12 protein-coding genes are annotated in these 14,051 nt (G+C 59.7%); 10 read left to right on the plus strand and 2 right to left on the minus strand.

Translation table 11 applies throughout. From position 1 onward, the window contains the following. Window positions 1-6: 6 nt before the first annotated feature. The 4 genes from lpdA (at window position 7) to HUS57_RS04735 (ending at window position 3,352) form a co-directional block, all read left to right on the plus strand. The gene (gene lpdA / locus HUS57_RS04720) at window positions 7-1,470 is read left to right on the plus strand and encodes a dihydrolipoyl dehydrogenase (protein ID WP_173931747.1); all 1,464 of its coding nucleotides are present in this window, start codon (window positions 7-9) and stop codon (window positions 1,468-1,470) included. Between the two features lie 79 nt (window positions 1,471-1,549). Then, window positions 1,550-1,804 carry a GlsB/YeaQ/YmgE family stress response membrane protein gene (locus HUS57_RS04725; RefSeq protein ID WP_173931748.1) on the plus strand — a complete coding sequence of 85 codons (255 nt, stop codon included), beginning with the start codon at window positions 1,550-1,552 and terminating at the stop codon, window positions 1,802-1,804. Window positions 1,805-1,915: 111 nt separating this feature from the next. After that, window positions 1,916-2,887, plus strand: coding sequence for a lipoyl synthase (gene lipA / locus HUS57_RS04730; RefSeq protein ID WP_173931749.1), 972 nt, complete (start codon window positions 1,916-1,918; stop codon window positions 2,885-2,887). A 9-nt stretch (window positions 2,888-2,896) separates the two neighbouring features. After that, window positions 2,897-3,352, plus strand: a complete 456-nt coding sequence (locus tag HUS57_RS04735; RefSeq protein ID WP_173931750.1) for a type II toxin-antitoxin system RatA family toxin — start codon at window positions 2,897-2,899, stop codon at window positions 3,350-3,352. A gap of 15 nt (window positions 3,353-3,367) precedes the next feature. Here the strand turns inward: HUS57_RS04735 and HUS57_RS04740 are convergent, their stop codons facing one another. Next, window positions 3,368-3,883, minus strand: a complete 516-nt coding sequence (locus HUS57_RS04740; RefSeq protein ID WP_173931751.1) for a nicotinamide-nucleotide amidohydrolase family protein — start codon at window positions 3,881-3,883, stop codon at window positions 3,368-3,370. Between the two features lie 16 nt (window positions 3,884-3,899). Next, window positions 3,900-5,135, minus strand: a complete 1,236-nt coding sequence (locus HUS57_RS04745; protein ID WP_173931752.1) for a bifunctional 2-C-methyl-D-erythritol 4-phosphate cytidylyltransferase/2-C-methyl-D-erythritol 2,4-cyclodiphosphate synthase — start codon at window positions 5,133-5,135, stop codon at window positions 3,900-3,902. 120 nt (window positions 5,136-5,255) lie between these two features. Between HUS57_RS04745 and dusB the strand changes: the two genes are divergently transcribed. From dusB to trkA, 6 genes are all read left to right on the plus strand, one after another. Then, the gene (dusB, locus tag HUS57_RS04750; RefSeq protein ID WP_246727736.1) at window positions 5,256-6,278 is read left to right on the plus strand and encodes a tRNA dihydrouridine synthase DusB; all 1,023 of its coding nucleotides are present in this window, start codon (window positions 5,256-5,258) and stop codon (window positions 6,276-6,278) included. Beyond that, window positions 6,275-7,414, plus strand: a complete 1,140-nt coding sequence (locus HUS57_RS04755) for a nitrogen regulation protein NR(II) (protein ID WP_173931753.1) — start codon at window positions 6,275-6,277, stop codon at window positions 7,412-7,414. Before dusB ends, HUS57_RS04755 begins: the two co-directional genes overlap by 4 nt. Next, window positions 7,411-8,880: a nitrogen regulation protein NR(I) gene (gene ntrC / locus HUS57_RS04760; RefSeq protein WP_173931754.1), complete on the plus strand. Its 1,470-nt coding sequence runs from the start codon at window positions 7,411-7,413 to the stop codon at window positions 8,878-8,880. Before HUS57_RS04755 ends, ntrC begins: the two co-directional genes overlap by 4 nt. A gap of 133 nt (window positions 8,881-9,013) precedes the next feature. Next, complete coding sequence (locus tag HUS57_RS04765) at window positions 9,014-11,296, plus strand: PAS domain-containing sensor histidine kinase (RefSeq protein WP_173931755.1); 2,283 nt, start codon at window positions 9,014-9,016, stop codon at window positions 11,294-11,296. Next, the gene (locus tag HUS57_RS04770) at window positions 11,286-12,647 is read left to right on the plus strand and encodes a sigma-54 dependent transcriptional regulator (protein ID WP_173931756.1); all 1,362 of its coding nucleotides are present in this window, start codon (window positions 11,286-11,288) and stop codon (window positions 12,645-12,647) included. Before HUS57_RS04765 ends, HUS57_RS04770 begins: the two co-directional genes overlap by 11 nt. Before the next feature lie 7 nt (window positions 12,648-12,654). Then, entirely contained in the window at window positions 12,655-14,031 is a 1,377-nt protein-coding gene (gene trkA, locus HUS57_RS04775) for a Trk system potassium transporter TrkA (protein ID WP_173931757.1), read from the plus strand. The last annotated feature ends 20 nt before the right edge of the window (window positions 14,032-14,051 follow it).

A 14,051-nucleotide genomic window follows, 5' to 3' on the forward strand; every position in this document is an offset into this window, starting at 1 on the left:
AGAGCCGTGGCTGAAACCTACGACGTCATCATCATCGGCTCCGGGCCGGGGGGCTATGTCACGGCTGTGCGATCGGCTCAGCTCGGCTTTAAGACCGCAATTGTCGAGCGTGAGCATCTCGGAGGCATCTGCCTCAATTGGGGCTGCATCCCCACCAAAGCGCTGCTCCGCTCGGCCGAGATCATGGATTACGCCCGGCGTGCCAGCGAATATGGCCTCAAGCTTGATGGCACGGTCTCTGTGGATGCTGCTGCTGTCGTCGACCGCTCGCGCAAGGTGTCAGCTCGCCTCAACAATGGCGTCGGCTTTCTGATGAAGAAAAACAAGGTCGACGTCATCTGGGGCGAGGCCAAGATCGCCAGGGCCGCAAAAGGGAGCGAGCCGGGCGAGGTGGTCGTATCCAAGACATCGAGAAAGCCGATGCAGCCGCAGCATCCCGCACCGAAGAATACGCGGGGAGAGGGAACCTACAAGGCGAGGCACATCATCCTGGCCACAGGCGCGCGGCCGCGCGTGTTGCCGGGAATCGAGCCAGATGGCAAGCTTATCTGGACGTACTTCGAAGCCATGGTCCCGTCGGAAATACCCAAGTCGATTCTCGTCATGGGCTCCGGCGCCATCGGCATTGAGTTTGCAAGCTTCTACCGCGCCATGGGCGCCGAGGTGGCGGTTGTCGAACTCATGCCGCAGATCCTGCCGGTCGAGGACGCGGAAATCGCCAAGATTGCCCACCGCCAGCTTGAGAAACAAGGCATCAAGTTCCACGTCGAGGCCAAGGTCACGAAAGTCGTGAAGGGCGCGAACGAGGTGACCGCGCACCTGGAGATGAAAGGCGGTAAGCAGGAGAAGCTTACGGCCGAACGCCTCATTTCCGCAGTCGGGGTGCAAGGCAACGTCGAGAACCTCGGGCTGGAGGAACTCGGCGTGAACGTTAATCGCGGAGTGGTTGCCGTAGATGGGTACGGGCGCACCAACGTGCCAGGTATCTATGCCATCGGAGACGTGGCCGGCCCGCCTATGCTTGCGCACAAGGCCGAGCATGAGGGTGTCATTTGCATCGAAAAGATCGCGGAGGTTCCGGGCGTTGAGCCGCTCGACAAGGGAAAGATTCCCGGCTGTACCTACTGCCACCCGCAGGTCGCCTCGGTCGGCCTCACCGAGGAAAAAGCCAAAGCTGAAGGACGTGAGATCCGCGTAGGCCGCTTCCCGTTCAGCGCCAATGGCAAGGCGATCGCGCTCGGCGAGGACCAGGGTCTCGTCAAGACCATTTTCGACAGCAAGACCGGCGAACTACTTGGCGCGCACATGGTCGGCGCGGAAGTAACCGAACTGATCCAGGGCTTCGTGGTGGCCATGAACCTTGAAACCACCGAACAGGAACTTATGCACACCGTCTTTCCACATCCAACGCTTTCGGAGATGATGAAGGAGAGCGTTCTGGACGCCTATGGACGCGCCCTGAACGCTTGACGGAACGGAGCCTGATGGAACAGTTGCCCGTCCGTCGGACTGATACCGTGCTGTCCCGAAACCATATGAGGAGACTTCCATGGAAGGTCTAGGTTGGATTTTGACAATTGTCGTTGGCGGTTTGGCGGGGTGGATCGCCGAGAAGATCATGAAGGCCGACCACGGTCTTTTGTTGAATATCGTTCTGGGTATTTTGGGAGCCGTCGTTCTTAACGCTATTTTGTACGCTATCGTTGGCAGCACGTTTGGCGGCATCATTGGCCAGCTTATTGTCGCCATTATAGGCGCTTGCTTGCTGATATGGCTGTTCCGGCTGATTCGCGGGAGAGCGTAACGTTTCCCGCAGTTAACCCCGCCTGCCGCACGGCAGGCGGGTTTTCGCCCGTCGCGCCGAGCGCCTATATGTGGCTATGCCGGCGGGCTACAAACAAAGCAGTAGAAGTTTATGGTCACAATTCTCGACACCGTTTCCGCCAGACCGCGTCCGCGTCATCCCGAGAAGGCGCACCGGCCGGACCAGGAAGTGCTCAGAAAGCCTGAGTGGATACGCGTAAAGGCGCCCACCTCCCGCGGCTATATGGAAACGCGCGAGATCGTAAAATCCAACAAGCTCGTGACTGTGTGCGAGGAAGCCGGCTGCCCGAATATCGGCGAATGCTGGGACAAAAAGCACGCCACCTTCATGATAATGGGCGAGATCTGCACGCGCGCCTGCGCTTTCTGCAACGTGGCCACCGGCATCCCCGGCCCGCTCGATCCGCAGGAACCTGCCAGTGTGGCGAAAGCCGTGCGCGAGATGCAGCTAAGTCATATTGTGATTACCTCGGTGGACCGCGACGACCTTGATGACGGCGGCGCGCAGCATTTCGCCGATGTAATCCGCGCCATCCGTGAGGCTATGCCGGCCACGACGATCGAGATCCTTACGCCTGATTTCCTGCGCAAGGAGGGAGCGCTGGAGATTGTCGTTGCCGCAAAGCCGGATGTCTTTAACCACAATTTGGAGACGGTGCCGTCGAAATATCTGACCGTCCGGCCCGGCGCCCGCTACTTCCATTCCATCCGCCTGCTACAGCGTGTGAAGGAGATGGACCCGAGCATGTTCACCAAATCGGGAATCATGGTCGGGCTCGGGGAAGAGCGTAACGAGGTGCTGCAACTAATGGACGATCTGCGTACGGCAGATGTCGACTTCATCACAATTGGACAATATCTGCAGCCGACCCGAAAGCATCATCCGGTAAAGAGGTTCGTGACCCCCGAGGAGTTCAAGTCCTACGAGACCATCGCCTACACGAAGGGCTTTCTCATGGTCTCGTCGAGCCCCCTCACTCGCTCATCCCATCACGCCGGGGAGGACTTTGCCCGCCTCAGGGCTGCGCGGGAGGAGCGTTTCGCCCAGGCAAGAACAGCTTGATCCGTCCTTATGCCCAAGCACGAAACCGTCCGTAGGGTGAAGCACCTGCCCGAGCAGATGTTCGCTCTGGTGTCCGATGTCGGCTCCTATCCCGAATTCGTTCCCATGTGCGAAGCACTTACGGTGCGCTCGCGAAAGGAACGCAACGGAGTGACCATCATGGTGGCCGATATGACTGTCGGCTACAAGGCCATCCGCGAGACCTTCACCAGCCAGGTGGTCCTGAAGCCAGCCGAGCGCCTCATCGATGTGCGTTATATCGACGGACCTTTTCGCTTCCTGCAGAATTACTGGCGCTTCGATCCCGTTGGGGAGAACGAGACGGACGTCCACTTCTTTATCGAATATGAATTTAAGAGCCGCATGCTCGGCATGCTGATGGGTGCCATGTTCGATCGCGCATTCCGGATGTTCGCGGAAGCATTCGAAAGGCGGGCAGATCAGATCTATGGCCAGGCGGCGTAGGGTGACGGCATCGCCTTAACCCGTATTAGGTGAATTTTCCTGCACCTGTGTGGCCGCTTCCAGCACGAGGGAGAGTGCGGCCATCACACTGTCACGGCGTACTATCGCGCGGTCTCCAGGCAAAAACTGGCGTTTCTCGGCTTGCGGAGCCTGTCCTTTTACCGCCAGACCGAACCAGACCAGGCCGACCGGCTTCTGTGCCGTGCCGCCGCCGGGGCCGGCAACGCCAGTCACCGACACCGCAATATCGGCATGGGAACGTGCCAGCGCGCCAGCCGCCATCTCCCGCGCAGTTTCCTCCGAGACGGCACCATGGGCATTGATCGTCTCGGCCAAAACGCCAAGCAGCTCAATCTTGGCCCCGTTGGAATAGGTGACAAAGCCCCGCTCGAACACATTCGAGGCTCCAGCAAGCTCCGTGATGGCGGCGCTCACAAGCCCACCCGTACAGGATTCCGCAGTAGCCACCTTCAGGCCGCGTTCTTCCAGCGTGCGCAGCACCTTTGCTGCCAGAATCTCGATGTCGCTCATGGAGCCCCCGAATAGATCAATCCGGCAGCGAGCCGGGATAGACAACGGTTGCCGTCGCTATGGCCGCAATGCCTTCCGAGCGGCCAATGAAGCCCAGGCCCTCATTCGTCGTTGCCTTCACAGAGACGCGCTCGGGGGAAATTTGCAGCATGTCGGAAAGTTCCGCCACCATGGCGGCGCGATGCGGCCCGATCTTCGGCGCTTCGCAGATGAGCGTAACGTCAGCGTGGGCGATACGCCCGCCGCGCCCGCGCACCATCTCCACCGCGCGCTCGACAAAGAAGCGCGACCGCATGCCTTTCCATTGCAGGTCGGAAGGAGGGAAATGGGTACCGATATCGCCCGCCCCGCAGGTGGCCAGCAGCGCATCGGTAAGCGCATGGAGCGCGACATCCGCATCGGAGTGGCCGACCAGCGCCCTTGAATAGGGTATATCAATGCCGCAAAGAGTAACGCGATCGCCTTCGCCAAACGCGTGCACGTCATAACCGTTACCCGTACGGATGTCCGGCAGTCCTGCCATGGAATTTCCTCCGAGGCGTTGATCAGCAAGCGCGATATCCCGCGCCCAGGTCAGCTTCAGATTGTCCGGGGAGCCTTCGACAAAACGCACCCCGATACCCGCCCACTCGGCAATGGCTGAGTCGTCGGTAAAATCGGTCCGCCCAGCCTTTTCTGCTGCCTCGTGGGCGGCCAGAATGGGGCGGAAGGGGAAACCTTGCGGCGTCTGCGCCGCAAAAAGCCCTGCGCGGGGAACGGTGGTCTCCACGAACATATCTCCCCTACCGCGTTTTAGCGTGTCTGACACGGCGACAGCCGGCAGGGCGCCGTGATTCTCTCCCGTGGCACCGATCACCCTGTCGATCAGGCCATGGTCGATGAAAGGTCGGACGCCATCGTGAATCAGCACGATTTCCGGTTTCAACGGCTCCAGAGCCGCAAGCGCCAACCGAGTGGAAGCCTGCCTGGACGGCCCGCCATTAACTACCTGGATCGGGCGGTTGAGCCCCTCGCTGGCGCGTTGGAAAAGCACGCTGTCCTCTGGGTGAATGGCAACGGCGATATTATCAACCAGTGGATGCAGGGAAAATGCTTCGAGCGTATGTCGGATCACCGGCCTGCCGCCGATCAGGCGGTATTGCTTCGGGCCATCCTTGCTCTGGCCCGCCCGCTCGCCGCGTCCTGCGGCCACGATCACTGCTGCAATCCGGCGCTTGCCGCCGAGCCTGGGCTTTTCCACGAGCGCATTCATGCGGCAGATGCTTATCTCGGCAGTTACGAAATGCCAATGGATTTATGCCGCAGGAAGAAGCCGTTGCGCGCTTATGCGCAAGTGTTTAAAAAATAGGCGCAGCGACAGGGTGCATATTTTTTGATCAAACCTCCCCTTCATATCCTTTCCCAGCCGTTGCGGATCGGCCGCATAACGCTGCGCAACCGCGTTTTCCTGGCCCCCATGTCGGGCGTTACGGATCTGCCGTTCCGCATGCGGGCTTACAAGCATGGTGCCGGGCTTGTCGTGTCGGAGATGGTGGCGAGCGGTGAACTGGCGAAGGGCAGGGCCGAGAGTGCCCGGCGTATCCGCCGCCCCGACATTGACGTCCACATGGTGCAGATCGCCGGCCGCGATGCGTATTGGATGGCGGAGGCGGCGCGGATCGCCGTGGACGAGGGCGCCGATATTGTCGATATCAACATGGGCTGCCCGGCCAAGAAGGTGACAGGCGGCTATTCAGGCTCAGCCCTGATGCGGGAGCCGGATCATGCTCTTTCGCTTATTAATGCCGTAGTGCGGGCAGTGCCGGTTCCCGTGACGGTCAAGATGCGGCTCGGATGGGATGCGCATTGCCTCAACGCCTCGGAAATCGCACGGCGTGCGGAAGAGGCTGGCGTGGCGATGGTGACAATCCACGGCAGGACCCGCTGCCAGTTCTACAAGGGCAGGGCCGACTGGCGGGCCATCTCCGAAGTAAAGCAGGCTGTCTCGATTCCGGTGGTTGCCAATGGGGATGGCGACGGCGTACTGGAGGCGGCTGCCATGCTTGCGCAATCGGGAGCAGACGCAATCATGATCGGCCGGGCGCATTACGGCGCTCCCTGGAAGGCCGGGGCGCTGGCCTCCCATGCTGCAGGCATCGCGGCGCCGGATATCCCCGGTGCGGGCGAAATGGCCGCTTATGTGGCGGCCCATTACGAGGACATGCTTGCGCATTACGGAACCGGGCAGGGGGTACGCCACGCCCGCAAACATCTCGGCTGGTATCTGGAACGCCGGGGCGAACAGTGTACGGCGCTGCGTCAATCCATTCTGAGGGAAGTTGATCCCGGTAAGGTGTTGCAGATGCTGCGCTCGGCCTTCGCCCACCTTGTTGCAGAACAGGCAGCAGTGGCATGAGCGGCGCAACCGCTATCCCATGCAAGGCCGACTTGGCGCAACTTGCCATAGACGCCATTGGCCATCCGGTGGTCATTGTGGACCAGGTAGGAGCGATCACCTTTGCCAATGCGGAAGCGGAGAATTTTTTTCTTCTAAGCGCATCGATGCTGATGCGCTACAAGCTGTCCGATCTCGTGTCGCTCGGCAGCCCGCTGCTTACGCTTGTCGATCAGGCGCGCGAGCGCCGCACCCCCTTCAATGAGTATCGTGTCAATATTTCCTTGCCCCGGCTCGGCCCTGACAGGATCGTCGACATTTACGTCGCGCCGGTTGCGGAACTTTCAAGCTCGGTCGTCATCCTGTTTCGGGAACGCTCGATGGCGGAATTGATCAGCCGCCAGATGACGCATCGCGGCGCGGCGCGATCCGTCACCAGCCTGGCGGCCATGCTGGCACACGAAATCAAGAATCCACTTTCGGGTATCCGCGGTGCAGCACAGCTTCTGGAGCGAGTTGTTTCAGACGAAGACCGGGCGCTTGCCCGTCTCATTACCGAGGAAACAGATCGCATCGTTGCGCTCGTCGATCGCATTGAAGTCTTCTCGGACGAACGTCGTGTCGACCTGGAGCCGGTCAATATCCATGTGGTGTTGGATCATGTGAAGGCAATCGCCAGCAATGGCTTTGCGCGCGGGATCAGATTCATCGAGGAGTACGACCCGTCCCTCCCCCCAGTCCTCGGCAACCGTGACCAGCTTGTTCAAATCTTTATCAACCTTGTTAAAAACGCAGCGGAAGTCATTGGAAGAAATGACCATGGCGAGATAAAACTTTCCACTGCATACCGGCCGGGAATCCGCATCTTTGTGCCCGGCCTGCGTGAACGAGTGTCCCTCCCGCTGGAATTCTGCGTACAGGACAATGGTCCAGGGGTACCGGAGGACATTCAGTCTATCATCTTCGATCCGTTCATCACCAGCAAGCCGAACGGCTCCGGGCTGGGACTTGCGCTTGTTGCGAAGATCGTGGGTGCGCATGGCGGGGTGATCGAATGCGATTCGTCACAGCGCGGAACCACTTTTCGCATCCTCATGCCGGCGTGGCAGGAAAAGGCTGACAACGCACAAAGGCCGATCGTGGATCAGAGAACATGAACGCGCATGGCAATATTCTTGTAGCCGACGATGACGCCGCCATACGGACCGTTCTCAACCAGGCGTTGACGCGCGCCGGCCATCAGGTGCGCGTGACTTCCAATGCTACAACGCTATGGCGGTGGGTCGCAGCCGGCGAGGGGGACCTGGTGATCACTGACGTGGTCATGCCGGATGAGAATGCATTCGACATGCTGCCCCGCATCCGCAAGGCTCGCCCTCGCATGCCGGTTATTGTCATGAGCGCGCAGAACACTTTCATGACGGCCATAAAGGCCTCCGAAGCGGGAGCTTATGAGTATCTTCCCAAGCCCTTCGATTTGACGGAGCTTCTCAATATTGTCGGCCGAGCGCTTGCAGAGCCGCGGGGGGAGCTGAGCAGCACCCGGGTGAGCGAGGTGCCGGAATCCATGCCGCTCATCGGCCGTTCGCCTGCCATGCAGGACATCTACCGAATGCTCGCCCGCATGATGCAGACGGAACTAACGGTCATGATCACAGGGGAATCGGGAACTGGCAAGGAACTGGTCGCGCGGGCGCTGCATGATTTTGGCAGGCGGCGCAACGGTCCGTTCGTCGCCATCAACATGGCGGCAATTCCCCGCGATCTCATTGAATCAGAGCTCTTCGGACATGAAAAGGGCGCCTTCACGGGTGCGCAGCAGCGTTCTTTCGGCCGCTTCGAGCAGGCGGAAGGTGGCACGCTGTTCTTGGACGAGATCGGCGACATGCCGGTGGAAGCGCAGACGCGGCTCCTGCGTGTCCTCCAACAGGGCGAATACACCACCGTGGGTGGCCGCACGCCGATCAGGACGGATGTGCGGATCGTGGCAGCGACCAACAAGGATTTACGCACGCTTATCAATCAGGGCCTTTTCCGCGAGGATCTCTTCTACCGCCTCAATGTGGTGCCTCTGCGCCTTCCGCCGCTGCGAGAGCGGACGGAGGATATTCCCGATTTGGTACGCCATTTTTTCGCCCGCGGGGGGCGTTCGGGGCTCCAGCCCAAGAGCATCACCAAGGACGGGCTGGAAACAATGATCGAATATCCATGGCCGGGAAATGTGCGCGAACTGGAAAACCTTGTGCAGCGGCTGGCCGCACTCTACCCTCAGGATGAGATTTCAAAGGAAATCATCGTCAGCGAACTTTATTGTAGCACCGGCTCTTGCCCCAGAGGGGAGTGCGGAGACGCAGACACTGCGCAGAACCTGCTACTCGGCCAGGCCGTCGAGCAGTATCTGCAGCGTTATTTTCGCTCTTTCGGCAATTCCCTGCCGCCTCCCGGCCTCTATCATCGCGTCCTGGCGGAAGTGGAATATCCGCTTGTGCTCGCGGCGCTCACGGCAACGCAGGGAAATCAATTGCGGGCTGCCGATCTTCTGGGCGTGAACCGCAACACGCTGCGCAAGAAGATCCGGGAGCTAGGCGTCGACATCTATCACAGATCTCGTTCAGACGCTTGAAAGCTGCTTTTCCACAGAAGAAGGCGGCGTTGCAGGGCCGGACAGAAACGTTCGTTGCAAAATCGCCACATTGCGTTGCATATCTGCAACGCGAACAGGTCAAAGGGCAACCGGATGTCCAGGGCGAGCGCAGATGAGTGAACAGGCACCTGCCATGGCTGAGCCGGCATATGGGCCAAATCATAGCGAAGGGCGCCGCCTGATGGCGTTGCCCGGCATTCTTGCAACTGTTGGGGCCTTGTTGACCGCGGCGATTTCCTTCGCCGTCCTGCTCGGTCTTACTCCACTTGCACCGGACGAAAGGACAACGCTTGCCCTGATCAGCATCAATGCGGGATTTGTGCTTGTCCTGCTCGGACTGATTGGCCGCGAGGCGCACCGCATCTACAGCGCTAGGAAGGGAGGCAAGGCGGCATCGCGCCTGCATGTGCGCATCGTCACCATGTTCTCCCTGATGGCCGCGGTCCCAGCGATTTTGGTAGCGGTTGTCGCTTCGATAACGCTCGACCTAGGGCTTGACCGTTGGTTCGAGTTGAGGACGCGCGTGATCGTCCAGTCATCGTTGTCTATCGCCGACGCATACGTTGCGCAGAATGCCAGCACACTGCAAGGCACAACCTTGTCCATGGCTATCGACCTCGACCGTTTCCGCTCTCTCTACAATCTGGACCGGACAGGATTCCGTCAGCTTCTCACGCAGCAAACCGCAGCGCGGGGGCTTACCCATGCCCTCCTCATAAAGGAAGACGAGTCGGTCATCATGGCGGCCGATCTTCCGCGCGCGCTGGAAGTCTCGGCACCGCGCGACGGCGCCATTCAGCAGGCGGCGGAAGGCCGCCCGGTATTATTCGATCTTCCTCCAGGCAACGTGATTGCCGCGGTGATAAAACTCCAGGAGATCCCGGACGCATATCTTTACACGCTGCGCGAGCTCGACCCACAGGTTATCAAGGCCCAGCGGCTCGTGGCCGCAAACAGCGGCGAATATCGCGCATTGGAACAGAACCGCTTCAATACCCAGGTCGCTTTTGCGCTACTTTATCTCATCGTCACGCTGGCGATTGTGCTGGCGGCCATATGGACGGGAATTGCTGTTGCCGACCGTATCGTGCGGCCAATCCGGCAGTTGATCGGAGCTGCCGATGCGGTGTCGAGTGGCAATCTGGACGTTGCCGTTCCCGTACGCGCGTCTGACGGGGATGTGGCTTCCCTCGGCGATACCTTTAACAAGATGACACTTCAGCTCAAGACGCAGCGCGATCAGCTCATCTCGGCCCGTGACGTCATCGACGAAAGACGCCGTTTCACCGAAGCTGTGCTTTCCGGAGTTACAGCCGGCGTGGTGGGCGTGGCTGCAAGCGGCACCGTGACCATCGTCAATCGTTCAGCCGAAACCATTCTCGCCATCCGAGCGCAGGAAACGGTGGGCAAAAACCTTTCCGATGTACTGCCGAGGCTAGGCGCAGTGCTCGAACAGGCAAGGATTTATGGGCGGAAAGTTCACCGGGACCAGGTCACGCTCTTCCGTGCTGGCATCGAGCGCACCTTCAACATTCAGATCACGACGGAGGAGAGCGTCGGCGATACGGCAGAACGTTCCTTTGTGGTCACGGTGGATGACATCACGGATCTGGTGCAGGCACAACGTTCCACGGCCTGGGCGGATGTTGCACGGCGTATTGCGCACGAGATCAAGAATCCGCTCACGCCCATCCAGCTTTCAGCGGAGCGCATCCGTAGGCGTTTCGGCCGTGTCATTAGCGAAGACCGGGAAATCTTTGATCAATGTACGGATACCATCATCCGCCAGGTAGGCGATATTGGCCGCATGGTGGACGAATTCTCCGCTTTTGCGCGAATGCCCAAACCGGATTTCCAGAAGCTGGACCTGCGCGATCCACTGCGGGAGGCTTCCTTCCTCGTCGAAGTGAGCAGGCCCAACATCAGGATAGAGCGCGACCTCGGTAACGAACCCCTCTACGGCCGCTTCGATACGCGGCTGCTGAGCCAGGCATTCGGCAATATCATCAAGAATGCAGCAGAAGCCATTGATGCGGCGCAGCGCGATGATCAACGTCATGGGGTGATACGCATCACTGCGCGCCGCGCTGGCGACAATATCGCGGTACTGGTGGTGGATAACGGCAGGGGCTTGCCAAGAGAGAACCGGCAGAGGCTGCTTGAGCCATACATGACGACTCGCGAAAAGGGGACTGGGCTCGGCCTCGCAATTGTCAAGAAGATCGTCGAGGACCATGGCGGAAGCCTGGAATTGCATGACGCACCTGACAGCTTTCACGGAGGTGTAGGAGCCATGATCCAGATACTTCTGCCTGCCGCAAAGGCAGGCGAAGGGCAGAGGGCGCGGGCGGATAGTTCAGCGGAAGTAACGGAAAAGGTCGAAAATGGCGTCTGACATATTGGTCGTCGATGATGAGGAAGACATCCGGGAACTAGTTGCCGGAATTCTGAGCGACGAGGGCCATGAAGCGCGCACCGCCCGTGACAGCGATACGGCTCTTGCCGCGATAGCCGAACGCGTGCCGCGGCTGGTGCTTCTCGACATCTGGCTTCAGGGCTCGACGCTTGACGGGCTGGCGCTCCTCGACAAGATCAAGGAGATGCATCCGGAACTTCCAGTGGTGATGATCTCCGGCCACGGGACCATCGAGACGGCAGTTTCGGCCATCAAGCGCGGTGCCTACGACTTCATCGAGAAGCCCTTCAAGGCAGACAGGCTGCTTCTAATCTGCGAGCGGGCCCTTGAAACTTCGAGGTTGAGGCGTGAGGTTGAGGACCTCAAGAGACGCAGCGGCGAAACCTTCGACCTGATCGGCACTTCCCATGCCATCAACCAGCTGCGTCAGACGATCGAACGGATAGGGCCCACAAACAGCCGCGTCATGCTGATCGGTCCATCCGGGTCTGGCAAGGAACTGGCGGCAAGAGCGATTCACGCTGCTTCACATCGGGCTAACGCGCCATTCGTCTGTGTAAATGCGGCCTCCATAACGCCGGAGCGTATGGAGATGGAACTTTTCGGCACCGAATCCAATGGCGGGGAGCGCAAGGTTGGAGCGCTGGAGGAAGCTCATCGGGGCACCCTTTACCTCGATGAGGTTGCCGACATGCCGCGCGAAACGCAGGGCAAGATCCTGCGCGTTCTTGTCGACCAGCAATTCGAACGGCTAGGGGGCACGAAGCGGGTAAAGGTCGATGTGCGCATCATCTCATCCACTGCGCGCAATCTGGAAACCATGATCGCTGAGGGACGTTTCCGGGAGGATCTCTATCACCGCTTGGCGGTAGTGCCGGTTCCCATTCCACCTCTGGCAGAAAGGCGGGAAGACATTCCGATGCTCGTCCAGCATTTTATGCACCAGATCGTCGAGCAGGTCGGGATCCGTCCGCGTAGGCTAGGGGATGATGCTCTCGCCGTGCTGCAGGCTCATGACTGGCCGGGTAATATCCGCCAGTTGCGCAATAACATCGAACGGCTGATGATCCTTACCCGCGGCGACGACGATGACGCGCTGATCACAGCCGACCTGTTGCCGGCCGAAATTGGGGATATGATGCCGCGCGTCCCAACCCAATCGGATCAGCATATCATGGCGCTTCCGCTGCGCGAGGCGCGTGAAATGTTCGAAAGGGAGTATCTTCTGGCGCAGATCAACCGTTTTGGCGGCAATATTTCTCGCACCGCGGAATTTATCGGCATGGAGCGTTCGGCACTTCACCGGAAGCTGAAGTCGTTGGGCGTCTGAGGACAAAATGAAGGTCGTCATTTGCGGAGCTGGGCAGGTCGGCTATGGCATCGCCGAGCGGCTCGCGGCAGAGCAGAACGACGTATCCATTATCGACACATCTGCCGATCTCATCCGGACAGTCCGTGATTCGCTCGATGTGCGCGGCTTCGTCGGCCACGGCTCACACCCTGAGGTGCTCGCTGCCGCCGGCGCCGAGCAGGCCGACATGATCATCGCGGTGACTCTCCACGACGAAGTCAACATGATCGCCTGCCAGGTTGCGCATGCACTTTTCGAGGTGCCGACCAAGATCGCGCGGATTCGCTCGCAATCCTATCTGCAGCCCCACTATATGGACCTGTTCTCGCGCGATCATCTGCCGATCGACGTGATCATCTCGCCGGAAATCGAGGTGGGCGAGATGGTATTGCGGCGCATCGCGCTGCCGGGGGCCACGGATGTCGTTACCTTTGCCGATGGCAAGGTGGTCATGGTGGCCATCGAATGCCTCGAGGAGTGCCCGGTGATCAACACGCCGCTGGCCCAGCTCACCGAACTTTTTCCTGACTTGCCTTCGACAGTCGTTGGCCTGTCGCGAAATGGCAGTCTTTTCGTTCCCCGTTCGAGCGATCAACTCCTGGCGGGGGACCTGGCCTATGTCGTCACCACTAAGGAGCAGGTACGCCGCACGCTAGGACTATTCGGCCATGAGGAGACCGCAGCGACACGCATCGTCATAGCCGGTGGAGGGCATGTCGGACTTTACGTAGCCAAGGCGATCGAAACGAGGCAGAGCCAGACGAAGGTGAAGCTTATCGAGAAGAATCGTGATCATGCGGTAGCGGCGGCGGAACGGCTTCGCCGCACTGTTGTTCTGAATGGCAGCGCTCTCGATCAGAAGCTGCTTCTGGAGGCAGACATAGGGCATGCAGACCTTATGGTGGCCCTCACCAATGACGATCAGGTCAACATCCTGTCGAGCGTCATCGCCAAGCGGCTTGGCTGCAAGTCCAATCTGGTACTGATCAACAATCCTACCTATCACAATTTCGCAGGAACGTTGGGCATCGAGGCCCAGGTCAATCCACAGGCAATCACCATTTCGCGCGTGCTGCAGCATGTTCGGCGCGGGCGGATACGCGCGGTCCACAACATCCAGGGAGGGGGCGCAGAAATTATCGAGGCCGAGGCGCTCGAAACATCACCGCTTGTCGGACCTCCGCTCAGCGAGCAGGACCTACCTGAAGGCATGCGCATCGGTGCAGTTTTCCGCGATGGCAACGTCATAGCCCCAAGCGGTTCGTTGCGCATCAAGCCGGGCGACCGGCTCGTAATCTTCGCCCTTGAAGGCGTTGTACGGCAGGTCGAGCGGCTTTTCCGCGTAAGCCTAGAATTTTTTTGAGCTATTACTGTTGTACTTGT

The organism is Chelativorans sp. Marseille-P2723 (assembly GCF_902809845.1).
GTDB lineage: Bacteria > Pseudomonadota > Alphaproteobacteria > Rhizobiales > Rhizobiaceae > Chelativorans.

Excerpts from the sequence above, each read along its gene's own strand:
- HUS57_RS04725 (WP_173931748.1), top strand. The coding sequence starts at position 1,550 with ATGGAAGGTCTAGGTTGGATTTTGACAATTGTCGTTGGCGGTTTGGCG.
- lipA (WP_173931749.1), top strand. The coding sequence starts at position 1,916 with ATGGTCACAATTCTCGACACCGTTTCCGCCAGACCGCGTCCGCGTCAT.
- HUS57_RS04735 (WP_173931750.1), top strand. The coding sequence starts at position 2,897 with ATGCCCAAGCACGAAACCGTCCGTAGGGTGAAGCACCTGCCCGAGCAG.
- HUS57_RS04740 (WP_173931751.1), bottom strand. The coding sequence starts at position 3,883 with ATGAGCGACATCGAGATTCTGGCAGCAAAGGTGCTGCGCACGCTGGAA.
- HUS57_RS04745 (WP_173931752.1), bottom strand. The coding sequence starts at position 5,135 with ATGAATGCGCTCGTGGAAAAGCCCAGGCTCGGCGGCAAGCGCCGGATT.
- HUS57_RS04755 (WP_173931753.1), top strand. The coding sequence starts at position 6,275 with ATGAGCGGCGCAACCGCTATCCCATGCAAGGCCGACTTGGCGCAACTT.
- ntrC (WP_173931754.1), top strand. The coding sequence starts at position 7,411 with ATGAACGCGCATGGCAATATTCTTGTAGCCGACGATGACGCCGCCATA.
- HUS57_RS04765 (WP_173931755.1), top strand. The coding sequence starts at position 9,014 with ATGAGTGAACAGGCACCTGCCATGGCTGAGCCGGCATATGGGCCAAAT.
- HUS57_RS04770 (WP_173931756.1), top strand. The coding sequence starts at position 11,286 with ATGGCGTCTGACATATTGGTCGTCGATGATGAGGAAGACATCCGGGAA.
- trkA (WP_173931757.1), top strand. The coding sequence starts at position 12,655 with ATGAAGGTCGTCATTTGCGGAGCTGGGCAGGTCGGCTATGGCATCGCC.